This window comes from Psychrobacter sp. BF1, assembly GCF_019279065.1.
Lineage (GTDB): Bacteria > Pseudomonadota > Gammaproteobacteria > Pseudomonadales > Moraxellaceae > Psychrobacter > Psychrobacter urativorans.
Genome location: NZ_JAGYWV010000014.1, coordinates 31957 through 55583 on the forward strand (window position 1 = coordinate 31957; position 23627 = coordinate 55583).

Here is a 23627-nt window from a genome sequence, read left to right on the forward strand (position 1 = left end):
CGGGCCAGCAGAATACTTGTATTGCTACTAAACCTTGAACTTGGGTAAGCAAGTCATGACTCAAGTTATATAAAGATTCGCTGTCTATTACTCAATTAGATTGAACAAAATTAACTATAGCCCAACCAATCGAATCAGCCATTGTAGCTGATAAGCTTAGGTTACCGAAACCCTGTTGGCTAGATAGTAATAACCACTAGTAAACGAAACGGCAAGTACTCGAAATAGTCCTGTTAAAAGATAGCCACATCATCACCCTCTTGCCATGGCTGAAACTTAGTCATAGCTTGTACAAACAAAGGATGCTGTAACCAGTGTTGTAACCATAGCTGTAGCTTTGGGTAAGGTAGACTATAAAAAACCTGACGATCTACATGAGCGAATTGGCGCACAAAAGGCATTATGCCAATATCAGCAATACTTGGACTGCTGCCTAACAGGTAAGTATTTTTAGTCAGTAGCGATTCTAGAAGCTGTAAAAAGACCTCGCCTTGTTGCCGATATTCTATCTGCGTCCTCTCAGGATGACGATCGGCATACTTATAGCGATTGAGCCAATGTTTAAAGTCATTATCGTTTTGCTCGATCAAGGCCTTAGCTTGCAGGGAAACGCATGCTACCAAAAGCCCTTGCGGATCTTGCTGCTCAAGCGCCCATCTCATTATCTCTACGCTCTCTGCAATCACCGTACCATCAACGAGCTGTAACACTGGCACAGTGCCTTTCGGGCTAATCTCAAGCATCTGAGCTGGCTTGTTTTTTAGCACTATCTCCCGCAGCTCTACTGGTAACTCAGCAAATAGTAAACCAAGACGGGCGCGCATAGCATAAGGACAGCGACGAAAAGAGTACAGCAGAGGAAGTGAGGAAGTCATAGCTAAAACAGAGCTCATAGAAAGTTACCGCCGTTAAAACAAAATGAATGAGGATAAAGAGTTCACAAAATGGTTTAAGCACTCAGTTATTAACCAGCAACTATTGAAAAAATAGCTTTTATAGCTTAGGCTCAATTCTGCTTGACAATAACTGATGATTTATCATTACAATAGCCCTATCTAGGGTCATAATCTCTGGTTAATCATCAAACTATAAAAGCCATCTAGTTCACTGGCAATAGCACTACTTTTACTAAATTGGCATAACTTAACGCTTACGCTATTACTCACAAACTGTCACTTGCAGACTATTATTTGCAAACTGTCATTTGCAGACTTTCAAATCACAAGCACTACTGATAACTCAACGCTATAGAGGCTTATAATGACCACATATATACTTGATACAGAAACCACGGGCCTTATTGAACCACACATGACTGAAGCGGCCTACTCTATTATTGATTTAAATAATGGTAAGGTAGCAGTATTGCAAGAGCCACGAGCTAAGCGTTTTAACCCTCTAAAAGAAATCAGCTTAGGGTCTATGGCGATATCACATATATGTGAGGAGGATATCGCCAATGAGTCCCCTCATACAGACTTTAAACTGCCCAGCAATGTCGAGTATTTAGTAGGTCATAATATCGATTTTGATATGCAGGTTTTACATAATGCTGGCGTCACACATACGCCTAAACTGATATGTACTTTTGCTATGGCAAGCCATCTGCTACCTGCCCTCGATAGCCATAAGTTAGTATCTCTACTTTATTACTTCCATCGTGATATCGCGCGCACTCAAGCAAAGCAAGCACACGCCGCTATTGCTGATATTTACTTCACTCAGCTGGTGCTTAGCAGTCTAATTGACTTAGCTAATAATCAAGGTCATGCCATCACTGACGTGGCTAGCTTATATGACTTTAGCCAGAAGGCCCGTATACCTACTCACTTGAGTTTTGGTAAACATAAAGGCGAGGCTATTGCAGATTTAGCGAGCAGTTCTGATGGGGCGGGCTATCTTAAATGGCTGCTTAAGCAGGACAGTGTCGATCCGTACTTAGCTCAAGCTTGCAAGCAGGCATTGTAATTGTAGCAATCGTTATCAATAGAGTTATGCAGCAAGTTTTCTTACTACCAACTATATTTTTTATAGAGCTTAGCCGCTTGTACAATGGCTATTTATAAGCCAACAACGTAGCAAGCAAACCCTATAATAATTTTATGTCAGTACTATAGCAACGCCTGTGTCTTGAGCAGCGCCTGTGTCTTGGGCAGTGCCTGTGTCTTGGCTAGGGAAATCGCATAAAAAAAGCCTTGCGTATAGCAAGGCTTTATCTAACTCTCAAACAACTAATCTTTATTACGAGCTTGTTTGATAGTTTTAGCCGCTGATTCCATAGTATCAGCTGCTATATCAGCTAGTGTTCCAACAACCCCTTTAGCCTTCGTAGTAGCAGCTTCAACTAAAGAAGTCTTGCCCTCTTCATTGGATTTTTTAGACTCTTTGTCATTTTCATCATCAGACTTGTCAGAGTCTTCATCATCAGAGTCATCAGATTTCTTAGACTCTTTGCTAGCTTTATCATCCGACTTGTGAGCGTCTTTACTGGCTTTATCATCCGACTTGTCAGCGTCTTTACTGGCTTTATCACCAAACTTGTCAGCGTCTTTACTGGCTTTATCGTCCGACTTATTAGCGTCTTTACTGGCTTTATCGTCCGACTTATTAGCGTCTTTACTGGCTTTATCGTCCGACTTGTTAGTGTCTTTATTGTCTTTGGCTTCTGATCCTTCATTATCAGTCTGCTTAGGCTTCTTCTCATCTGTAGATTTATTATTGCTCATGATTTAACACCTCTTATTTAATTGTTTTTAGTTTTGTAGTGCTAGTACTGAGCTTACTCCCTTACTCCTTTAGCTGTCTGTATCTCATAAGTTTCAATAGGTAAACCATGTTTACTCAATTTAAGATAATTTTACACTCTGACTGTAGCCTACTAACCATTATTCTATGACCACCGATGACTTGTATTAGGCTAATCCTTAGCAGCATTTAAAAACGCTTTAAGCCTTACTATGCTAGCTCTGTATAGCTATTAGCTTATTAATATAATCCGCCAATATAGTTTAATAAGTTAAAGATAAACTACTGCTTTGAGCAACCTAACCATTTAACTTCTAAGCACCATTGTATTAATATTAGATGTCCTTTGTTTTACTATCAAAACCATTAGAATATATCAAAAAACAAAAACCCTTCACCCTATCTAGGTAGTGGCGCTAAGGGTTTTTGTGCTTTTTATTTTATCAAATGCACACTTGCAAAAGTGTGCCTCCAATCTATAGGGAGAGCATGATTATTGGCAACACAAAAGATTAACATTATTCTTAAGGAGTTACAAAATTGATGCCAAACTGACCATTGTCGCCAATGAATCATAATTAATTTTATGGCAGATTTATCATTAACTTAGATTGCTTATTATTAATATTAACGCCTGTTGAACAGCAATTAAGCATTAAAAACCGGTCAACTTTTGACAAATAGTTTAACGCTAAGCTGGCTTAAATTAGGCGAAGGATAATAGCCTATTAAAAATATTAGTTAAAAAGGGATAAGCGTGACCTCAATAACAGAACTAAGCTTAAATGGTGAGTCTCTGTATATAGAACCAGAATATATACAACCCAAATACATACAACCCCATAAATTCGCTGATTATTTATTTAGTCATCAGCAATATGCTTTATTTTTGGATATAGATGGCACGCTTGCAGAGTTTACAGTAAATCCAAAAGATAGCTTTATCCCCAATTCAACCTTAATGCTTTTGCGAAGAATACAAGATCAAGGCGTTAAAATCGCTTTTGTAACTGGGCGAAGTCTTACTGAAGCCAAGCAAATGCTGCGTTTTATATCCGCTTCGATTGCTGCTACTCATGGCCTAGAAGTAGCTCTTGAAATGAGCAAGCACCAGCAATGTGACAATGATACCAACAATAAAAATACTAGCGCTGCGCAGGTGAATATCGTTGAGCTCGATGAGATAAGGCAAGCTATTATTCAATCCTGTCTGTCCTATCAGGGTTTCACTATAGAAGATAAGCCTTATTCGGTCGCTCTACACTATCGGCAAAACCCTGCTTTGGCACAAGTGGCTTATAGCATTATGTCGGTGGTATTAAAGAATTATTCTGACTGGCTATTAAAACCCGGTAAATATGTTTGGGAGATAGTGCCAAAAGGGGTAGATAAAGGCACAGCAATTTTAGCTTTGTTAAAGACGATGCAGACCAGCACTAGCCTTTGTCCTATATTTATTGGTGATGACTTTACTGATGAGGCCGGTTTTGTAGCAGTACAAGGTGAAGAGGATATGCTAGATAGATCAATGAAGACAAGCGGATTAATAAAAGACTGCCAAAACTCAATAAAGGGTATGGGTATTAAAGTGGGTAGTGAGCCAAGTGGTGCAAACTATTATGTGCGTAACATTGAAGAAGTAAGTTTTTTACTTGAGAGCTTTTTGACCTTTTGCCAAAAACGTAGCTTTTTACCCACTGATTTAGTGGACGCTTACTGATCCTAAAACTGCTAAAAAGTAATGAGATATCCTATGTGAGTCGTTTAATTATGTTATCCAACCGAGTAAAAATGCCTGACAATAATCCAATAGCAGGCGGGCTGGCAGTAGCATTGCACGAAATACTTATAGGTAATTCGAACATCTGGATGGGCTGGAACGGTGAAATCATCGAAACTAAAGGTGGCGATAATGATGCTTGTGACGACTGTATCATCAGTGGATTTAGCACTAGTAAACAAACCGTTTCCATAAATAATAATTTAGCAAGCACTGAGAAGCAGCCAGCTAATACTACAATTACTTATATTACTACTGCTCTAAACACTCAACAATATCAACGTTTTTACTGCGGTTTTGCCAATAATGTGCTGTGGCCACTATTACATGAGCGACTTGATTTAGTCAGCCAAGCAGCACAAGACTATGCAGGCTATCAGCAGATAAACCGTCTTTTTGCTAGACAATTAAAGAAGACTATTGAGCCGTATGATGTAATTTGGGTCCATGATTATCATTTTTTAAGTGTCGCATATTATTGTCGACAGCTAGGAATTAATAATCGTATCGGGTTTTTTTTGCACATTCCCTTTGTTGCTTTATCATTTTGGCAGCAGCTGGATGAAAGTGCCGAATTAATCAAACATCTTGCTCACTACGATGTTATTGGTACTCAAACTCAACAAGATAAAACCAACTGTCTTAAAGTCGTACAGCATTATCTACCAGAGCGTCTTTTAACTAAGACTTCAATAAACCCTAAGCAAGATTTTGCAAGCTCAACGGCTGTGCAGCTCATGATTGACCTAGGCTTAGACAGCTCGCACTGCTTATCAATTGATGCCTATCCCATTGGAGTTAATGTAAACAAAATTCAGCAACAGATTATTAACTCATCCGCTCACTTACTGGCAAAGTCCACAGGATATACTCAAAAAAAACAGCTTGTAAAACAAGCTACCCAGCAGATTATTGCTGTAGATAGGATTGATCATTCTAAGGGTTTATTAGAGCGTTTCTCAGCATATCGCTGTTTTTTACAGCAATATCCAACTTATCAAAATCAGCTAAAGTTGTTACAAATTGCTTGTCCTAGTCGCTTAGCTCTTCCCGTCTATCAGCAGCTTTATAACAGTGTCAAACAAGTAGTGGATAATGTGAATCAGCAATTTTTGCCTAGTGAACCTACTATGAGTTATTTTAAAACTGAGGCTTTAGAAGCTGACGATCCTATAGATAATTGGCAGGCGATTACCTATAGCGAAGAGGTGTTAAGCCATGACACTTTGATGACAGCGTTTTGGCATAGCGATATTGGTTGGGTAAATTCGCTTAAGGATGGCATGAATCTGGTCGCTAAAGAATACATTGCTGCCCAAAATCCCGATAATCCGGGAGTGTTGTTATTGTCACGATATGCAGGGGCGGCTGAGCAGATGCAGGCAGCGGTCATTATCGATCCACATCAGCCTAAAAGTATAATACAGGGTTTAAAGACTGCCTTAGAGATGCCATTAGCGCAGCGAAAGACCCGTTATCAGACGTTGTTACAAGGCTTGCAGCAGGATGATTTATACGCTTGGCAACAAAAATTCTTAGATAAGCTGTATTTGAAATGCCCAGTATCGTAGATCGCTTATATTTAAGGTATCTTATATCTAAGGTAGCTGGTATTTAGCATAGCTTAAGTCATAAGCACAGATAGTAGACTGCTAGTAAATGTGCGCTTACCGCCCAAACGGGTGATGAATAATAATTAGGAAGTCCTTATGTCATGCTCCGCTGCCCCAAACTCTTTGTTACTAGACATTAAACTAGCTATAGAGCACATTATATCTATTGATAAGCAAACGGTTAATGGCTCAATTAACGACTCAGTTATTAACGATAAATTACGCCACGATATATTGGATATTTTAGTGAGTTATAGCGATAGAATTCCTCATCCTGCCAGCTCAATTGGTACTAGTACTGGCATTAGCAATAGCGATGCAAGTGAAAATAAGGATAAAACCAACTCACCTACCTTGATACGTTGGCAAATTTTGGCTTATGTTGCCGGTATTGATTTAACTATTGCGAAATGGTTTGAATCACACTTGGATGCTTTAAGTATCTTGCATGAAGTGGGCTATGACCAACCAACAGTAGGGCTATGGGCGGTTTGGGCATCAGAAGGTAATCGCGATCCTATAACTTATCAACAAGGCCCAACTAGCGGTATTAGCAGTGGCACTAAAACTTGGTGTTCAGGGGCAAATATTGTCGATTATGGGCTAATGACTTATCGAGATCAGCATGGTGATTCGCAACTGCTGGTAGTAGATATGCAGCAAAGTGGCATTGAGAGTGACAATAGTGGTTGGCAAGCGGTCGGTATGCAAGCTACTGATACGGCGAGTATAAAGCTCAATAAGGTGGTAGCCAATAATGTTGGAGTGGCCAATGCTTATCTAGATCGTGTGGGATTTTGGCATGGAGCAGCAGGGGTTGCTGCATGTTGGTATGGCGCAGCAGCTACCCTAGCCGGCTATCTAATAACCGCTTACCAGCAGAAGCCTAACGACTATAAGGCTATGTATTTGGGGCAGATCAGCACAGCATTGGCGGTTACTCAGCAATATTTTTATCATGTCGCTGACTTGCTAACTAGCCAACCAAACACTAGCCACCAACTTGCAATTCGCCAGTTAAGGGCAAACGTCGAACAGCTGGCCCGTTTAGTAATAGAGAGCGTCGGGCAAGCTTTGGGAGCAGCACCGTTTTGTGCTAACGCCCACTTTGCTAGGTTAGCCGCAGATTTAGCAGTGTTTATTCGCCAAAGTCATGGCGCCTTTGATTTACAGAAAATTGGTGAATTAACTAGCGATACAACCGGTCATTTAACTGAGGAGCAAGATAACATATGGCAACTATAACTTCTGCTATGGCCATAGTTAGCAATATGATCCATCAGCACCAAGCAGCTGAACCTAATCATCCAATCGTTGGCGACCGAGTTATTGAAGGTGAAGGTACTAGCCAACAACTTTGGCAGAACTGGCAAGGCTTGCACGATTTACCTCGAGTAAGGGTTGCCGATAGCTTTCCCTTACCCCAGCGTGTCTGTATTTTTGCGCCTCATCCTGATGACGAAATATTAGGCTGTGGCGGTCTGTTACAACAGTTGGTAGCTAATGGCAATGCTATCTTACTAGTGTACGTAACCAATGGCACCCAAAGCCATCCAAATTCGCAGGTTTATCCTCCGCAAAAGCTTAATATCATTCGCCCGCAAGAAAGCTTTGCAGCATTAGAAGTACTGAATATCGCTCAGCAAGTGGCTACTGTCGCCCTAGATTTAACCGATGGCGAAGTGTTTTCCCAGCAAGCCCAATTTAAAGAAAAATTAACCGCTATTATCAGGCCTGATGATATTTTAGTGACCCCTTTTATCCACGACGGTCATCCTGATCACGAGGCTACGGGGCAAGTAGTCGCTGCATTCGCCAAGCAGCAGCAGTTAGCCTGTTACCAGGTTTTGATTTGGGCATGGCATTGGGCTAAACCTGCTGATAGCCGCATACCTTGGCACTGTGCCCTTAGCGTCGATTTAACTGCTGAGCAATTACAGCGTAAAACTCAAGCTATCCATTGCTTCAAAAGCCAGATTAGCATTGATGACAGTACTGGCAACTTGCCTATTTTATCCGCGCAAACTATCGCTAGAATTAGCCAACCTTGGGAGTTTTATTTATATGAGTCACCAGTTTAAACCTAGTCTTACTAAGCTTGGCGAGGTTATTGATAGCGTGAAGGTTGTCGATAGCGTGAAGGTTATTGATAGCGTGAATGCTAATAAAACAACTCCGGCTGACTGTAATCAATCGGCTGCTAAGTCCGCTAGCCCTTCTAGTTCTAATGTAGACGCCTATTTAGAAACCTATTCAGAAACTTATTTTGACGAGCTATATAATGACAATACTGACCCTTGGCAGTACCAGACTCGCTGGTATGAAAAACGCAAACGTGACATTTGCCTAGCAGTGCTACCCTTAGCTGGTTATGGTAATGGGATCGAGTTAGGGTGCGGTAATGGGGTGTTTAGCGAGTTGCTTGCCGATCGTTGTCAGGCTCTAGTTAGCGTGGATGGCAACACTCATGCCGTGCAGCTCGCTGCACAACGATTAGCGAGTATGCCCCATGTTAAGGTAATACAAGCAGTTATTCCTAGCGCCCTAGTGACTTTGACCACTGGGATTGTGGATGCTGACGGTTTATCCGATGACTCAAGTGCTTATAAACCCGCCTTTGATTTGATAGTTATTAGCGAGATTTTATATTACCTATCGCCAGATGATATTCATAAGGTTATCGCTTGGATTAGGCAAAACTTAGCCATAGGCGGTACTTTATTATGCTGTCATTGGCGCTATGCTATCGATGGCTTCGCGATGACCGGTGAGACAGTACATCAACGCTTACACCAAGCCTTTAACGCAGTAAATAATGCCAACACTCCAAGTAAGACTAACAATCAACAAAACAATTCGAAAAATTCAAACAACCAAGAAAACCAGCCTGCGACATTTAGTCATCAAAGTCAGATTATAGATAGCGATTTTTTATTGGACGTATGGCAAAACTCTTTAGATTCGGTCGCTAGGCAAGAAAACTTAATATGATTGCATGGCTGCATGGCTGCATGGCTGCATGATTGCATGATTGCATGAACGTGTATCAGTGGCTAGCCCCTTAACAACCCAATGGATAATATAAAACTCCTAATGAAGCCTACAGCTATAGCTATTGTGATTCCGGCTCATAACGAAGTACAGACCATTAGCGCATGCTTAGCGTCAGTACAGATCGCCATTGAGCAACTGCCCTCACTTATCAGCGCATCTGTGCTAGTCGTTTTAGACAGTTGCACTGATAGCACCTTGGCAATAGCCAAAACCTCAGGGGTTGACTACATAAGCTGTGAGGAGCGCTGTGTGGGACGAACGCGAGATTTGGGTATTCGAAATGCGATAGCTACTGGAGCCGCTTGGCTTGCTTGTACCGATGCAGACTCGATAGTGAGCGCGGATTGGTTAAAGCAGCAAATCATGCATATTGCTCAACAGCCCACTGATATGATTTGTGGCGTGGTTAGCGTTGATAGCTGGGCACATTTAACGCAGCAAACGCGCGAAGATTATGCCGCTCATTATCAAGATATAATGGGACATCGCCATATTCATGGGGCAAATTTAAGCTTTAGCGCTGAGGCTTATCTCGCTGTGGGTGGTTTTAGTCCCTTAGCTTGCCATGAAGACGTGGATTTAGTTAAAAAATTTGAGGCCCAAAATTATGCCATTACTTGGAGTAATAAGGTACGAGTGATTACTAGTAGCCGTTTACAAGCTCGAGCCAGCGAAGGCTTTGCCAATTTTTTAAGCAACTTAGAAAAAAGGAACTCACGATAGCTATTTATAACATCAGTATATTACAGTGATTGTAAAGCCTGACGGGTTTGAAAAATAATTCTTTAGAAACCAGTTAGTTAAGAGCTTAGTCAGTTAACAGTTTAGCCAGTTAAGAGTTTAGCTATTGCAAAACCTAGTGAGCGGCTTAACTGCTTATGATAAGCACTGTCATTTAACTGTAGTGGCTAAGTATTGATTTAGTCTAAACTAACAATGGAAATTGATAAATTGCAGCATATATAATCGTGATTATTAGTACAGCCACCACACTGAACCGAATCTGATAAAGCTGGACCGTTGACCAATCTAGTTGCCAGTTAATGTTATGTCTCGCCGTTAACCACTCTGTCACACTAATGGCTACCGTCAGCCATAATAAGCCTACTAAATAGCCTCCCAACACATCACTCAAGTAATGCTCATTGAGCAAAACTCTACTCAATCCTACTAATATAGAAAAAAACACAGTAAACACTAAGATACGAACTTGCCTAGCAAAGCTTTGGCTAAACCGAATAGCCATATAAGCTATAAACCCGTACATAGCCATAGTAGCCGTCGCATGTCCGCTTGGAAATGAGTAGGTGCGCTCAAACAATAGAATATCTACTGGTCGCTGGCGATGAAATAACATTTTACTCAAAAAGGTAAAGGCTGTGCTGCCTATGATAGCTATCAGCAAGCCAATTAATAGGTAGCGTTGGTTTATTCTCCAGCATAGCAATGCGGTCAAAAACACTATCAAACAAGTAATAGGGGTCGAAGCTAAGCTAGTAATAGGAATAAAAAAATTAACTACTGATGAGCCACTTAGCAGACTCATCTGTTGTGATACCCAGTAATCGATCGCTACTATAGAGTCCGCGTTAACGACATCTTCAACCAGTCCGACGAACAACGCTAAAGTATAGCCCATCACTAAAAACAATAGCGTGAGTGGCAATCCCTGAAAGTGCTGAACATGGAGCCTTTGCCAGAAAAAATTATATAGCTTTGGATAGCTAATTTTTAATAGTAGCAGCCGTTTACTCAAGCCAAAATACTGCTCGAACCTTAGCCAATATTGTAGAGCTTTTTTAAATACTCGCCCTGCATAGCCAATAATAGCGTATTGCAAAATCCATAAAACAATAATCACTAATAAAAGCAGACTCACTAAGCTAAATAACTGCTGATTTGTTTGAATTAGGGTAGTCATGGATAACCGAATTTCCTTTTTGCACTCTCTATCACCTAGCTAGTAATACAGAAAATTTATATTAGTGGCACACTGCCACAAGTCTATTTCTATTTCTACTGGAACGAAAATACTTATATAGTTAGTTCATTGTAAAAACCAGACTGTGATGTATCTATTGTATTTGGTATCGACTATATTTGATATCGACTATATATAGCTGGCTATGATATTAATTAATAAAGAAATAATAACCAAGTTGAATATAAAAGCGATAATACTATGCAGAGTAGCAAGCTCTCTACCAGCTCTTGAAGTAAAAGCAATATCAGCCGTTTGCCCGGAAGTACCGATGGCCACTGCGCAATAAAAGAAGTCTTCAAACTTAGCACTGATCAGCCTAGGGTCATCCTCGCTATCGCCCTTATCCTCCACTAACGCCTCAGGAAACATAAAAGGTTGTGCAACGCCGCTATGCTGCTCAGAAAAATATAAATAAGCGTATTGCATGGCGAAAACAACTTGAATCATCAGCCAAGTAATAAAGATAGTACTCACAGTAAGCGCGATAGTTAAAATGCTTGCCAGGCCCTGATAGTCTTTGCCAATCTGAGTTTGCCTAACAATAGCTAATAAACAGATTAAACTTGCGATACTAATGAGACTCAAGATAACCAGTTTACCCTCATGCTCTGCGGTCAAATGACTATGAATAGTGTTGTCACGCATCATAATAATGATACTAACGATATATATCAAAATGGCACTATCCCAGCCGATGATAAAGCTAGCGCTATAAGAAGCAGACCAAATCATTGATATTATTAAACCGATAAGCATTCCCACTAGTAGGCTACCTATCAGGCGCCAATGACTAACATAAGTGTTTGCTGCTATTGCCATAACATTACCCAAGGTTTATAAATTACGATAGACACCTTACCCCTATTAAGCACTACTTTTGACCAAACGTCTAAACCCATTGAAGATGAGTGGCGTGCTATCTGTTAAGCATTTATTGCATTAGGGATAGGATGGTACTTGGTTGGCTTGCCGTGTATAAGCTAACTAAACCCTTAGTCTGCGCTAAGCTTCTGCTATGTCTTATTTCGTATTATAGAGTCATACCAACCAGGTAGCTGACAAAACCAATAAACACAATGTCAGAAATTGACTTAATACCAAGGAATAACCTTATGAAAAACTTATCTATGTTAACCAAATCAGTGATTGTCGCCCTTAGTATTGCAGGTGTAGGAGCAGCTGCTATCGCTGCGCCGATGGTCAATACTAAAGCCGTAACCAGCTCAATGGCTAGTTCAAGCGAAGCTGTCAGCGCCATGCAGAGTAAAGTTAGCCTAACGCAAGCCATGGCAATTGCCAAACAAAATACTAAAGGCGATGTGGTCAAAGCTCAGTTTGATTATGACGATGACCATGCCAATAAGAATGGGGCGGTAACAGGAGAGTATGAAGTCGAGTTGGTAGCCGACGGTACAGCTTATGAAGTAAAAATCGATGCCAATACTGGCAAAGTTTTAAAGACTAAGCAAGAAACTCTAGATAAAAAGGATCTGGCTGAGTATAGCGCCATGAAACAAGCCAAAGTAACGCTCACGAGTGCCATGCAAACCGCAGCACAGAGTCTAAATAGTAAAGTAATAGCAGCTGAGTTCGAGCTAGAAAAAGGTCAGGCTCTTTATGATCTCGAAGTGGTCAAAAGCAATCAGATTTATAAGGTGAGCATAGACGCTAATACGGGTAAAGTATTGAGCAGTCAAGTCGATGTAGAAGACGATGATTAAACAAGGATCAAATCGCATCTACAATATTCATAAATTTTCAGTGCTAATGAGCATTATCAATTAGATCATTGGGCCATCAAAATGATGGTTGTAATCGCACTTTAAAGCTTAGATTGACATCAAGCAGTAGCCGACACCTTAATTATGATGGTATCGGCTACTGCTTTTTTTATTGATGGGGTATTTATATTTTAAAAATAACCTGTAGCCTAACGCCGCCTTTAAAACTAGATATTTCTAAAATCAATACTTTGCAAAATGAGTAATGATTGATTGTTATTGAGTTTGAAATAGCCATAATTGTCTTCTAATCTCATGGCCTTTAATACCACACTATCTGATACTGCTGGCCCATTGGGGATTTAATTCAATGGCTAGTCATAAAAATATTTTTGCTCCCTAAGCTGAGCTTAAGGTTGGTTTGTTGTAATAGTTATCACACAAACTATTATGAGAGTGACGATCATGAGCACAAATAATGAAAATAATGCGCTTGAGCCTACTGCTATACCCTTATCTAACGCTCCTATAACTAAGCAAGTACGAGTTTGGGATATCTTAGTAAGAGTTACCCATTGGACAGTAGCTGCTGGTATCATGGCTAATCTACTGTTCACCGAAGACGGTAGCGACCTGCATCAATATGTCGGTTATACGGTCGTAGCCTTAGTGGTTATCCGTTTACTTTGGGGCTTGGTCGGCACACGTTATGCCCGTTTTACTGATTTTTTCCCTACGCCTGTACGCATCAAAAATCACTTAGCTGATCTAAGGCAACGCCGTAACGATGAGCAGCATCTAGGTCACAATCCATTAGCTGCTATTATGGTGCTAGCGTTATGGGCCGTCATTATAGGCTTAGGCATCAGTGGCTATTTAATGGAATCGGAAATTTTAGGCAATAAGGATTTATTGGAGGAAATTCACGAACTACTCGCTAATAGCTTATATTTGCTTATTCCATTACATATTATATCCGCTATTGTTATGAGTTATTGGCAACGGCAGAACCTTATTAAATCAATGATAACTGGTAATAAGCAAGTAAAAGACCAGCGCTCTACTGTAGAGTAAACCTGTGATGGAGGAATAGATGGCACGCATATTACTAATCGAAGACGATAGCACTATTGCGGAAGGTATAATTGCTGGGCTAAAGAGCCATGGCATGATGGTCGACTGGTTCAGTGATGCCAAGCAAGGTGAAATGGCACTGCAAGATGGCATGTTTGACGCTGTGTTGCTTGACTTGACTTTGCCAAAGGGTGATGGGATGACCGTACTACAGCACTGGCGAGCTAAACAGCTAGACACCCCAGTATTGATCATTACTGCTCGCGATGCCATTGCTAATCGAGTGGCTGGATTAAATGCTGGCGCTGATGATTATTTAGTCAAACCTTTTGCCTTAGATGAAGTCGTCGCCCGCCTGCAAGCATTGATGCGTCGAAGTCAAGGACGTAGTCAGCCTGAGATTCACTACGGTGAACTCGTTTATCAGCCACACAGCCAACAACTGACTTATCAAGGTCAAGCGCTAGAACTAACGATCAAAGAGGTGGCGATATTAGAGCAAATGCTGACGCATCCTAAACAGATTCATAGTCGAGCCAGCTTCGAGGACAAACTCTATGGCTGGCAACAAGACATTGAGAGCAATGCTATTGAAGTCCATATTCATCATTTACGCAAAAAGCTCGGCAACGACTTTATCCTCACCAAACGCGGTATTGGCTACTATCTTAATCCAGCCTATAGCCAAGTCTAATCCTTAGAGTAGGCAAATCTGGCCTAATTATTTTTATCTTTATTCCTACTTGCCATTTTATGATGTGAGTCTATGAAAAGTATCCAGCGACGGCTATTAACCTCCTTACTCATTGGTCTGCCTTTATTATGGCTGCTAACCTCAAGCTTTATTGCGTGGCAGTTGTGGCATGAAATCAATGAGATGAATGATACCCAAATTACACAAGTCGCCCGTTACTTAATAGGGGTCTCTGCTGATGATGACGATAAAGATAAACGAGACAATGAAGAGCGCGATAATAAAAACAAAGCTCACCCTATTACCAAAATTTATAATTTAAAAAGCAAGCAGTTATCAGGTGATTTAGGAGACGCTGAGGATGACTATATGGGTTTTGCTATTTGGGATAAACAGGGCCACTTGTTAGCCGCTGACGAAAATGGTCAAGCATTCTCTTTTTTACCAGACCAGCGTGGTTTTTTAGAAGAGAACAACTCTGCTTACCAGCGCCTTAACCCTTTTAGTAAGAGCTGGCGTTTATTTTATGTGCACGATGACTATCACGGTCATAATGATCATGACGGTTCTAATAAGCATGATGGTTCTAATGAGCATGATAGTGGGGATAACAAGCAAAAAGATCGAATCATAGCGGTGGGCCAAAACCTCGACTCACGGCAAAAGATGATCGTTGGCGCTATGTCAGTACAAGTACTACCCATGCTGATTGGGCTGTTTGCTTTTATGAGTTTGGTAGTTTGGTTAATTAAGCGCGGTTTTAAGCCGTTAAGCCAAATCAGTGATGATCTGCAACAACGTCAGCCGCAAGATGATAGTCCTATCACCGCCGATGTGCCGAAAGAGATCCAACCTTTAGTAGCAGCCTTGAACGTATTATTTATAAAAGTGGCCGATACTTTGGCTCGTGAACAACGTTTTACCGCTGATGCCTCGCATGAACTACGCAGTCCTCTTGCCGCCTTAAAGTTACAAGCTGACTTGTTACAACAGCAGCTATTACAGCTATCAACTACCGAAGATGATAATCAGCTTTTTTATCATGCGCAAAAGATCAGCGCTGGTATTGAGCGCGCTACTCATTTAGTCGAGCAACTATTAGTATTAGCCAAAATAGAGCCAGAACAGCACCTACCCCCCGAGCAACTAGTCACACCAGATTGGCTAATGTTGACCGATATTGTGCTCAGCGATGTCAATCGACTGGCTCGTGAAAAGCATATTCAATTAAAGCGCACCGTCCAATGTAATGACCCTAGCGCTATATTACCTATAGTCGTTAACCCTATCTTATTCAAACTGTTAATTCGCAATCTACTAGATAATGCCATTCGCTACTGTCCAGAAGGCTGTTTAATCGACCTTCAGTTGGATGCTGATAGCATTAAGGTGATTGATAACGGCATTGGCGTAGAGCCTGAAACATTAGCACGCTTAAGCGAACGCTTCTACCGTCCAGCAGGTCAAAGCCAGTTGGGTAGCGGTCTAGGGCTATCAATCGCTAGTAGAATAGCGCAACTTCACGGTCTCAGCTTAACCTTTGCCAATCGCACTGCACCAGCAACAGGCCTTATCGTTACTATTAAACCTGAGATAAAAAGCACGATACAAGCCTAATCCGCCTTATCTTAAGATTGAGTTAATATTCACAGCGTATGCTACTCGTATTCCCTAATAACATGCTATGGAGTACAAGTTATGACCTTACCTCTCTTAAGACCCTTATTACTGACTGTCGCTGCTACTTCGTTAGTATTCTTCGGCGGTGTTATCGGCTTGGCTGTACAGTCGACTGAACCTGACAACAGCTCATCAATAGCCAATCTCGTCACTCAAAACACTAAGGGTGATGCTACTTCCTCTAATGCAGTAGCTGCTAAAACAGCCCTAAACTCTCTGTCACCATCCTCATTGACTACGCAATCATCCCTTGCGGCCCTTAGCCCTGCGCAAGCAACAGCTTTGGCTAAAAAAAATTCGCCTAGTTCGCTATTGCAAGCGACGCCTGAGCTTATAAATTATAACGGGATGGTGGCCTACGAAGTGCGCTTAGATAGTGGCACTAGTTACATTGATGCCAATCTAGGTACTGTCCTTAATCCGATCGCTGCCGATAGCTATGGCGTTGAGGGCGTGGATGACGATGGCTATAAAAATGCCGATTATAAAGATGGCGACTATGACAATGACCACCATGACAATAAGCACAAAAGCAATAAGCACAGTAAGCGCCAGCACGATGATAAAGACTATAACAACAATGAGCGCTTAATCGCCACTAACTATAAGCCACATGATGAGGATGACTACGATGACTAATAGCAACTCACATTCGCCTCAAACTGTTAGCAAGCCTGTCAATAAGGTAGCTAAACCAGCTAAAAAAGCCGACCCTTTTGTAGCGCTTAAAAGCAGCATTATGATTCTATCAATGGTCGGTACTATGGCAGGGTGGCTATTACTGTTGAACCAAGAGACAGATAGCCAATCAGTAGATACCGCCATGTTGAGTACTTCTGTTATTGCCGCTAATGAGACGGTGGCTGAGCCGATGCCGATCGTTGATATTAGCCAGCTACGACAAGTCAATGAAGTTCAAGCGGTTGAAGCTGTAACGGTCGTTGCCCGCACGCGCTCTTCTCGATAAAAGCTTATAGACTGTTCTGGGCTGGGCTAGTCAAGTTAAGCTTGCAGTGACCACTATAATCTCGAATCGTGGCGCTGCTAACCACTGGAGCTTTGATATGAAAAATTCCCTACCTAAAGCCAGCATACCGCAACTAGTGACTTTTACCTTGCTAGCTATGGGTTGCCATATTCAGATCAGCCTGAATATTACTAGACTGCGTGCACGGTATTCGCAAGCGCTCATAGATCAGCAAGTTGCCTTATTAACCAGCGATGTGCAACAGCAATTGATTGATTGGGAACATACTTTTAGCCGCTTTGATGAGACCAGCGCACTGATGAGGCTTAATAATAATACTGATCAATGGACTACCGTCAGTGCCGAGCTGTTTGCAGTGTTACAAAGTGCTATTTATTTCGTTGCTAAGACTCAAGGTTTAGTAACCCCTACTCTACTTAACTCTATTTGCGCAGCTGGCTATAAGCAGTCATTCGAAACTCTACCCAAACCACCTCTAGTAGCCAAACAAGCTAGCACTATTGGGCTTGCTACAGATTCCAGCCAATGCTTACAACGCCCGCGCCTTACTAGCAGTAGCAATGAGTATAGAAGAAATAGTAGCAAGCACAGCAGCAATACTGATGACAACAGTAGCCATCAGTACATCGAACGCATCCAACTGCGCCTATTAGCTAATGGTGAGCATCAAGTATATCTTCCTACAGGAATGGCCCTAGATTTAAATGGTTATGTCAAAGGCTGGTGTGCTATGCAATTGGCCGAGCAAATTAGTAAAAGTCATGACTACCCTATGCCCTGCTTAGTTGATATGGGCGGCGACATAGCTATCGGCGTAGTGGACGACCAAGATATTAACAAACCGATTGTTTGGGGAATTGCGGTTGCTAAAGCGCAGCTTAATACTACTGCGCAGGTTGACAATCAGCAAGATGAAGATGTGGCAATCCTTGCTATTAGCTCCGGCGCTGTAGCTACATCAGGGCAAGACTATCGGCGCTGGTGGCATGGCGACCAGTGGCAACATCATTTAATTGATCCTGATAAAAACGCTCCCGTAGTTAGTGATGTATTAACCGCAACCGTAGTCGCTACTGATACCCTGACGGCCGAAGTATATGCCAAATACTGCGTGCTACTTGGTGTCAAACAGGCGATGGCATGGCTTAAGCAGCACCATATTGCAGCCCTCTTAATCGCTACAGATAATCAGGTTATTGCCTCTGCTGCTATTTTGCCAAAGTTAGTGCAGCCAAATTTAGTGCAGCCAAATTTAATAGCGAGCTAATTCATGCGGGCCAAGATAAAAGCTAGATAAGTTGCAAACCAGTTAAGGTAACCGACAACTATTTTAAAAGACCGATAAGTAGCAGATAACCACCTTGGATAGACAGCCCTTTATAGGAGCACCATCATGCAAACTAATACCTTGATTGACAATCATAGCCATTCCAGACTGACAAAAGTCGCTAAGGTTTTATCGGTTGTATTAATTTTGACCCTTAGTATTTTAGGGGGTGGCTATGCGCTTTTGACATGGGGTGAGACGATTTCTCAACTACTGCTAGCCACTGATAAGAACTTTTGGTACTTGTCACGGGCCAGCGGGGTTATTGGCTATAGCCTATTTTGGCTAGCAATGGTGTTCGGTTTATTATTGAGCACCCGTCTAGGTAAGCATCTTAATGCCGCACGAGTATTTGCCTTGCATCAATATCTAAGCTTGATTGCAGTGGGCTTCGCCGCCTTCCATGCCGGTATCTTGTTAGCAGATAGCTACCTAAATGTTAACTTATGGCAGGTTTTAGCGCCCTTAGGTTTTCAGACAGACCGTGTTGGTGTTGCCTTAGGTCAATTAGGCTTTTGGTTATTATTTATCTGCGCTTTTAGCTTTTATCTTAAGAAATATATTGGTCAGTCAGCATGGCGATGGCTGCACTTTTTAACTTTTAGTGCTTATATGTTGATCAGTATTCACGTATTCATGGTGGGATCTGATAGTCGGGCACTGCCTTTATTATTATTTTATGCAGGCAGTCAGACCATAGTTTTTTTATTGATAAGCTATCGACTATTGGCGCTAAGACTAGCCAAATAAGTTGCTGAAGAAGAATAAGCGACAATGATGGCAACCTTGATAATGGAGCGTTAATTCGGTAGATCAGTTTGAGTAAAGTTAATTAATTTAAAAATTAATGATATACTAAATTATATATTGATAGCTGTTGTTTTGAATCACTCACTGTAGTTTTTCAAAGTGTAAATTGCTGACTTTTATGAGGCTGCAAACCACTAAAGCTATCGAAGCTATCGCAGCTATATAATCTCTTTTATCACTACCAAAGGCACTACTATGAAAACCGCAAATGACTTAGTAAAAATTGCTAAAGCACAGATAACCGACGTTTCACTCGCACAAGCAGAAACAGCCTGCCGTAAAGCCGATGTCATTATCGATGTGCGAGAGCCTGATGAGTACGCTGCTGGCCATATTGAAGGAGCGGTCTCGCTACCTCGTGGAGTGCTCGAATTCAAAATTGCTGACTTGCCTGCCGTTAGCAGTGCCGATACTGATATCTTGATTTACTGCAAGACTGGCGACCGCGCCGCTTTAGCAGCGCAGTCGTTAGAAACGCTTGGCTACAAAAACGTTGTGTCTATTGCAGGTGGTTATGATGCTTGGACTGAAGCTGGCAAGCCTACAACGGCGTCTAATAATAGCCTTGATGTTGATTAAGCAGGTTAAAAGGTTAAAAGGTTAACTAGTAGTCAGACTGCTAGTAGATAAAAGCTGATGTTTACTAAGGTAAATATCAGCTTTTTTTGCTTTATTAAGTTATTGATGAGCCACTATCTAAATATTAATAAGCCACTAAATATAGCAGCTAACTTAACCCTTACTCTGCGCTAAGCTTCTACTATGTCTAGTTTTTTATAATGGCCTCCTAGCCCTAAAGCAGCTGACAGAACCAGTAATCATCTTGTTGGTTATTCATTTAACCTAAATTGTCAGCTATTCATTTAACCTAGGAAGTCAACCGTATGAAAAAACTATCAACCCTAACTAAGTCGGCCATCATCGCTCTGAGTATTATCAGCATTGGTACTGTCGCTATCGCCTCAGGTCAAATCCCTGCTATCTCAAACGCTGGCAACAGTGAAGCGGTAGCCATAGCCAAGAGTAAAATCAGCCTTGAGCAAGCGATAACTATTGCCCAAAAGACAGTTAAAGGGGACGTAATAAGTGCGGAGTTTGAGCAAAATGACTATATAGAAGGTGGCAAATTTGAAATTAAATCTATTGCCAATAATACTGAATATGAAGTAAAAATTGATGCGAGTACAGGTAGGGTATTAAAGACTAAGCAAGAGAAACTCGATCAACAGGACATAGCAGAATATAACGCTATAAAACAAGCTCAAATCAGTCTTACCCAAGCGCTACAAAAATCCACTCAGAGTATCAGTGGAAAAGTTATCGAAGCTGAGTTTGATTTAGATAATGGCAAGTCCATTTATGAGATTAAGATCGCTAAAGGCACCGAAATATATCAAGTCATAGTCGATGCCATGACTGGTGCTATTATTAGCAAGCAGTTAGATGATTAAGGGCTGGCGAGCGCTTACCGATAGGCTGCCGATAGGCTGCCGATAGGCTGCCGATAGCTGCAAGTGTATTAGTATAATGCTTGCAGCTTTTGGCGATCAGAAAAAATATAAATGATTTAATCAGCTGGTTGATAAATACTTATTACAGTTAAAATTAGGGAGGTGTTATGCGCGTGTTATTGGTCGAAGATGATTTAATGATTGGTGAAAGCTTGAGCGAGGCTTTGCAGGATGAAGCCTATACCGTCGATTGGGTAAAAGATGGTCGCCAAGCTATCCTGACTTTAAAAATCCAACCCTACGACATTATATTGTTAGATTTAGGGTTGCCTGAAATTGATGGCATGGGAGTATTGACTGTTATTCGTGATGCTAAGATCGATACCCCAGTGCTCATTGTCACGGCCCGCGATCAACTAAAAGACCGGATCGCTGGACTTGATCTAGGGGCGGATGACTATGTGGTTAAGCCCTTTGAGCTGGGAGAGGTTTTTGCGCGGATGCGAGTACTTATTCGCCGTGCCCAAGGCAAAGCAGACAATCAGCTTAGCGTGGCTAACCTTAGCCTCGATACCGCCCACAAACGTGTTGTTATGGATGCCAGCCCCGTTGACTTGACCGCTAAGGAATATATGCTGCTTACCACTTTTATGCTAGCACCCGAAAAAGTCATGTCCAAAACTGAGCTTGAAGACTCGCTATATGGCTGGGGCGGTGAAGTAGAAAGCAATGCTATAGAATTCTTGATTCATAGCTTAAGAAAAAAGCTTGGGCAAAATAGAATAAAAAACGTACGAGGCTTAGGCTGGTATATTAGTAATATTTAAAACGGCCCTCACTGTTTTTATAATCAATTTTTTATGGTCAATAGAGAAGATTGTCAACATGACGCTGATTCAGAAGCCCTTCAAATCTATGCAGTTTCAGCTGATCTTTTGGCCGGTGCTGTCCTTATTGCTACTAGCCATAGTCGCTGGTGGCTACGGATTTTGGTACAGCTATAATGAAATCAACGACTTTCAAGATGATAATTTAAAAAATACCTCAGCGTTATTGCAGCAGTCACTCAGCATTAATGCTTTACAGAGTAATAGTAGTTCAGATAATAGTGATTTGGTGAACAACAATATTCACTTTGATACCGATGATGATGACGGTGCCATTACCGTTGATATTATAATGCTAAATATGAAGTCCCCTAATCTTGTAAAGGATTATCAAAATAAAGACAATAACAAGGACAAGCATGATCAAGATTATTCAGCACCTATACCTAATGCGTTATTAACTGACATTCCATCAGGAATAAGCGATCAAAAAATCGATGGTCATAGTTGGCGGACTTATAGAGACGATGTCTATATTAAGTCGTTTAGTGCTGATGAAAAAGTAGCCCTTATCCTACGCCAGCAGACGGACCTACAAGATGATTTAGCCAAGGCCAGCGCCCTGCAATCTTTTTTGCCTCTTATTATTGGCATGGCGCTTTTGTTACTTTTACTGCCCTTTATCATGTGGCGAATGATGAAGCCTGTACGCCAATTACACTATGAAATAAGGCAGCGCAACGAGAACGACTTAAACCCTCTAAGAATTGAACACTTACCTACTGAGTTATTACCTTTAGCAGAGTCGTTAAATCGGCTACTAGCTCTAGTAAAAGTCAGTATTGAGCGTCAGCAACGCTTTATCGCTGATGCAGCTCACGAACTACGCTCACCCCTGACCGCGATATCATTACAGCTACAACGACTACAGCGCCATGCTCAAGATCCGCTTATGACGGCGGGCTTAGACAAGCTAGCTGGCCGACTTAGCCGTAATCAAAAGCTGGTGGAACAGCTGTTAACCTTAGCACGGGCAGGTAACATCACTAATCATACCGCGCATACACCAGTCTGCCTCAAAGCTACTATCGAACAAGTCATTAGCTTGCTGATACCGATTATCGATAGCAAAAATATAGAGCTAACGGTGCAATTATTGACTGACTCCTCAGAGGACGCAGAAGCCACTATAGATGAAACGTCATTATTAATACTGGTTAAGAACCTTATCCAAAATGCCATTATCTATAGCCCAGAACACAGCCAAGTAGCTATTCAACTCTGTCGCTTTGGCCCCATAGCAAAACAGCCAACTAGTGATGATGTCGCTTTATTAGATAGCCTTGGTACTCATATCATCGGTCTTATAAAGCCCGAACAGTTACCTCTCCAACTTGCCGGCAGATTAGTACTACAGATTATGGATTCAGGCGCAGGTATTGATCCTGATGATTACAGCAATGCTTTTGAGCCTTTTGTACGACTTAGTCAATCAGCTAAAGCAGTAGAAGCAAGCTCTGAAAAACTTGCCACCAACACACGCTCTGACAGTGCCAGCAACCAGAACAATGCCATAAACGGCAGCGGATTAGGACTATCTATCGTTAAGTCTATTTGTGAGCAAGCAGGTATTGATCTGTTCATGAGTACCTCTATCTTGACCGATGCAAAAACAGGCAGAAATACTGGGCTATGTGTAAGCTTAGTCTTCTAGAGCAAGCCTCAAATCTTTTGCAACGGTTTAAACCCTTATAATCGTTAAGGTCCTAGATATTGATATTTTTTCAGCAGCTACCTTGACACTTTCTTAACAGCTATCTTGATAATTTAGTAACTGCAAAACAGGCAATATGCCATTAAATTTGCTTATCAAGAGAGT

Annotated in this window: 23 protein-coding genes; 19 read left to right on the plus strand and 4 right to left on the minus strand. The window is 41.5% G+C overall.

Annotated elements, in window-relative coordinates; translation table 11 throughout:
* Nucleotides 1–233 precede the first annotated feature (233 nt).
* Nucleotides 234–893 (minus strand): glutathione S-transferase, encoded by a 660-nt coding sequence (locus KZA12_RS13180; RefSeq protein ID WP_256932978.1) that lies wholly within the window; start codon nt 891–893, stop codon nt 234–236.
* Between the two features lie 367 nt (nt 894–1260).
* On the opposite strand from KZA12_RS13180, the gene KZA12_RS13185 reads away from it, so the two are divergent.
* Nucleotides 1261–1968: a 3'-5' exonuclease gene (locus tag KZA12_RS13185; RefSeq protein WP_201622153.1), complete on the plus strand. Its 708-nt coding sequence runs from the start codon at nt 1261–1263 to the stop codon at nt 1966–1968.
* A gap of 263 nt (nt 1969–2231) precedes the next feature.
* On the opposite strand, the gene KZA12_RS13190 is transcribed toward KZA12_RS13185, so the two are convergent.
* Nucleotides 2232–2726, minus strand: coding sequence for a hypothetical protein (locus KZA12_RS13190; protein WP_218690536.1), 495 nt, complete (start codon nt 2724–2726; stop codon nt 2232–2234).
* A 776-nt stretch (nt 2727–3502) separates the two neighbouring features.
* On the opposite strand from KZA12_RS13190, the gene otsB reads away from it, so the two are divergent.
* From otsB to KZA12_RS13220, 6 genes are all read left to right on the plus strand, one after another.
* Nucleotides 3503–4465, plus strand: coding sequence for a trehalose-phosphatase (otsB, locus tag KZA12_RS13195; RefSeq protein WP_373416628.1), 963 nt, complete (start codon nt 3503–3505; stop codon nt 4463–4465).
* Nucleotides 4466–4500: 35 nt separating this feature from the next.
* Nucleotides 4501–6096: a trehalose-6-phosphate synthase gene (locus KZA12_RS13200; protein WP_218690537.1), complete on the plus strand. Its 1596-nt coding sequence runs from the start codon at nt 4501–4503 to the stop codon at nt 6094–6096.
* Nucleotides 6097–6234: 138 nt separating this feature from the next.
* Nucleotides 6235–7383, plus strand: a complete 1149-nt coding sequence (locus KZA12_RS13205) for an acyl-CoA dehydrogenase (protein ID WP_218690538.1) — start codon at nt 6235–6237, stop codon at nt 7381–7383.
* A gap of 26 nt (nt 7384–7409) precedes the next feature.
* On the plus strand, nt 7410–8219 hold the full coding sequence (locus tag KZA12_RS13210; protein ID WP_256932983.1) for a PIG-L deacetylase family protein: 810 nt from the start codon (nt 7410–7412) through the stop codon (nt 8217–8219).
* Nucleotides 8203–9129: a class I SAM-dependent methyltransferase gene (locus KZA12_RS13215; protein ID WP_218690540.1), complete on the plus strand. Its 927-nt coding sequence runs from the start codon at nt 8203–8205 to the stop codon at nt 9127–9129. Before KZA12_RS13210 ends, KZA12_RS13215 begins: the two co-directional genes overlap by 17 nt.
* An 81-nt stretch (nt 9130–9210) precedes the next feature.
* Nucleotides 9211–9915: a glycosyltransferase family 2 protein gene (locus KZA12_RS13220; protein WP_256932979.1), complete on the plus strand. Its 705-nt coding sequence runs from the start codon at nt 9211–9213 to the stop codon at nt 9913–9915.
* A 202-nt stretch (nt 9916–10117) separates the two neighbouring features.
* Here KZA12_RS13220 and KZA12_RS13225 read toward each other — a convergent pair whose 3' ends face one another.
* Both KZA12_RS13225 and KZA12_RS13230 read right to left on the minus strand, forming a co-directional pair.
* On the minus strand, nt 10118–11113 hold the full coding sequence (locus KZA12_RS13225; RefSeq protein WP_218690541.1) for a phosphatase PAP2 family protein: 996 nt from the start codon (nt 11111–11113) through the stop codon (nt 10118–10120).
* A 189-nt stretch (nt 11114–11302) separates the two neighbouring features.
* Nucleotides 11303–11995 (minus strand): DUF1345 domain-containing protein, encoded by a 693-nt coding sequence (locus KZA12_RS13230; protein ID WP_218690542.1) that lies wholly within the window; start codon nt 11993–11995, stop codon nt 11303–11305.
* Nucleotides 11996–12288: 293 nt separating this feature from the next.
* On the opposite strand from KZA12_RS13230, the gene KZA12_RS13235 reads away from it, so the two are divergent.
* From KZA12_RS13235 to KZA12_RS13290, 12 genes are all read left to right on the plus strand, one after another.
* A complete protein-coding gene (locus KZA12_RS13235) occupies nt 12289–12897 on the plus strand; it encodes a PepSY domain-containing protein (protein WP_218690543.1) in 609 nt (202 codons plus the stop codon).
* Nucleotides 12898–13362: 465 nt separating this feature from the next.
* Nucleotides 13363–13971 carry a cytochrome b/b6 domain-containing protein gene (locus KZA12_RS13240; RefSeq protein WP_218690544.1) on the plus strand — a complete coding sequence of 203 codons (609 nt, stop codon included), beginning with the start codon at nt 13363–13365 and terminating at the stop codon, nt 13969–13971.
* Nucleotides 13972–13990: 19 nt separating this feature from the next.
* Nucleotides 13991–14665: a response regulator gene (locus KZA12_RS13245; RefSeq protein ID WP_201624015.1), complete on the plus strand. Its 675-nt coding sequence runs from the start codon at nt 13991–13993 to the stop codon at nt 14663–14665.
* A 72-nt stretch (nt 14666–14737) separates the two neighbouring features.
* The gene (locus tag KZA12_RS13250; RefSeq protein WP_218690545.1) at nt 14738–16282 is read left to right on the plus strand and encodes an ATP-binding protein; all 1545 of its coding nucleotides are present in this window, start codon (nt 14738–14740) and stop codon (nt 16280–16282) included.
* Nucleotides 16283–16363: 81 nt separating this feature from the next.
* A complete protein-coding gene (locus tag KZA12_RS13255; RefSeq protein WP_218690546.1) occupies nt 16364–16984 on the plus strand; it encodes a PepSY domain-containing protein in 621 nt (206 codons plus the stop codon).
* Nucleotides 16977–17312 (plus strand): hypothetical protein, encoded by a 336-nt coding sequence (locus KZA12_RS13260; RefSeq protein WP_218690547.1) that lies wholly within the window; start codon nt 16977–16979, stop codon nt 17310–17312. The genes KZA12_RS13255 and KZA12_RS13260 overlap by 8 nt, the downstream gene beginning before the upstream one ends.
* A 97-nt stretch (nt 17313–17409) precedes the next feature.
* A complete protein-coding gene (locus KZA12_RS13265; protein WP_218690548.1) occupies nt 17410–18600 on the plus strand; it encodes an FAD:protein FMN transferase in 1191 nt (396 codons plus the stop codon).
* Between the two features lie 126 nt (nt 18601–18726).
* Complete coding sequence (locus tag KZA12_RS13270; protein WP_201624005.1) at nt 18727–19410, plus strand: ferric reductase-like protein; 684 nt, start codon at nt 18727–18729, stop codon at nt 19408–19410.
* Between the two features lie 255 nt (nt 19411–19665).
* Nucleotides 19666–20049 carry a rhodanese-like domain-containing protein gene (locus tag KZA12_RS13275; RefSeq protein WP_218690549.1) on the plus strand — a complete coding sequence of 128 codons (384 nt, stop codon included), beginning with the start codon at nt 19666–19668 and terminating at the stop codon, nt 20047–20049.
* A 305-nt stretch (nt 20050–20354) separates the two neighbouring features.
* A complete protein-coding gene (locus tag KZA12_RS13280; protein ID WP_218690550.1) occupies nt 20355–20921 on the plus strand; it encodes a PepSY domain-containing protein in 567 nt (188 codons plus the stop codon).
* A gap of 167 nt (nt 20922–21088) precedes the next feature.
* Nucleotides 21089–21748 (plus strand): response regulator, encoded by a 660-nt coding sequence (locus KZA12_RS13285; protein WP_201623998.1) that lies wholly within the window; start codon nt 21089–21091, stop codon nt 21746–21748.
* 58 nt (nt 21749–21806) lie between these two features.
* A complete protein-coding gene (locus KZA12_RS13290; RefSeq protein ID WP_218690551.1) occupies nt 21807–23462 on the plus strand; it encodes a HAMP domain-containing sensor histidine kinase in 1656 nt (551 codons plus the stop codon).
* The last annotated feature ends 165 nt before the right edge of the window (nt 23463–23627 follow it).

Excerpts from the sequence above, each read along its gene's own strand:
- KZA12_RS13225 (WP_218690541.1), bottom strand. The coding sequence starts at position 11,113 with ATGACTACCCTAATTCAAACAAATCAGCAGTTATTTAGCTTAGTGAGT.
- KZA12_RS13245 (WP_201624015.1), top strand. The coding sequence starts at position 13,991 with ATGGCACGCATATTACTAATCGAAGACGATAGCACTATTGCGGAAGGT.
- KZA12_RS13240 (WP_218690544.1), top strand. The coding sequence starts at position 13,363 with ATGAGCACAAATAATGAAAATAATGCGCTTGAGCCTACTGCTATACCC.
- KZA12_RS13250 (WP_218690545.1), top strand. The coding sequence starts at position 14,738 with ATGAAAAGTATCCAGCGACGGCTATTAACCTCCTTACTCATTGGTCTG.
- KZA12_RS13275 (WP_218690549.1), top strand. The coding sequence starts at position 19,666 with ATGAAAACCGCAAATGACTTAGTAAAAATTGCTAAAGCACAGATAACC.
- KZA12_RS13270 (WP_201624005.1), top strand. The coding sequence starts at position 18,727 with ATGCAAACTAATACCTTGATTGACAATCATAGCCATTCCAGACTGACA.
- KZA12_RS13280 (WP_218690550.1), top strand. The coding sequence starts at position 20,355 with ATGAAAAAACTATCAACCCTAACTAAGTCGGCCATCATCGCTCTGAGT.
- KZA12_RS13230 (WP_218690542.1), bottom strand. The coding sequence starts at position 11,995 with ATGGCAATAGCAGCAAACACTTATGTTAGTCATTGGCGCCTGATAGGT.
- KZA12_RS13220 (WP_256932979.1), top strand. The coding sequence starts at position 9,211 with ATGGATAATATAAAACTCCTAATGAAGCCTACAGCTATAGCTATTGTG.
- KZA12_RS13205 (WP_218690538.1), top strand. The coding sequence starts at position 6,235 with ATGTCATGCTCCGCTGCCCCAAACTCTTTGTTACTAGACATTAAACTA.
- KZA12_RS13255 (WP_218690546.1), top strand. The coding sequence starts at position 16,364 with ATGACCTTACCTCTCTTAAGACCCTTATTACTGACTGTCGCTGCTACT.
- KZA12_RS13290 (WP_218690551.1), top strand. The coding sequence starts at position 21,807 with ATGACGCTGATTCAGAAGCCCTTCAAATCTATGCAGTTTCAGCTGATC.
- KZA12_RS13190 (WP_218690536.1), bottom strand. The coding sequence starts at position 2,726 with ATGAGCAATAATAAATCTACAGATGAGAAGAAGCCTAAGCAGACTGAT.
- KZA12_RS13185 (WP_201622153.1), top strand. The coding sequence starts at position 1,261 with ATGACCACATATATACTTGATACAGAAACCACGGGCCTTATTGAACCA.
- KZA12_RS13265 (WP_218690548.1), top strand. The coding sequence starts at position 17,410 with ATGAAAAATTCCCTACCTAAAGCCAGCATACCGCAACTAGTGACTTTT.
- KZA12_RS13260 (WP_218690547.1), top strand. The coding sequence starts at position 16,977 with ATGACTAATAGCAACTCACATTCGCCTCAAACTGTTAGCAAGCCTGTC.
- KZA12_RS13210 (WP_256932983.1), top strand. The coding sequence starts at position 7,410 with ATGATCCATCAGCACCAAGCAGCTGAACCTAATCATCCAATCGTTGGC.
- KZA12_RS13235 (WP_218690543.1), top strand. The coding sequence starts at position 12,289 with ATGAAAAACTTATCTATGTTAACCAAATCAGTGATTGTCGCCCTTAGT.
- KZA12_RS13215 (WP_218690540.1), top strand. The coding sequence starts at position 8,203 with ATGAGTCACCAGTTTAAACCTAGTCTTACTAAGCTTGGCGAGGTTATT.
- KZA12_RS13285 (WP_201623998.1), top strand. The coding sequence starts at position 21,089 with ATGCGCGTGTTATTGGTCGAAGATGATTTAATGATTGGTGAAAGCTTG.
- KZA12_RS13180 (WP_256932978.1), bottom strand. The coding sequence starts at position 893 with ATGAGCTCTGTTTTAGCTATGACTTCCTCACTTCCTCTGCTGTACTCT.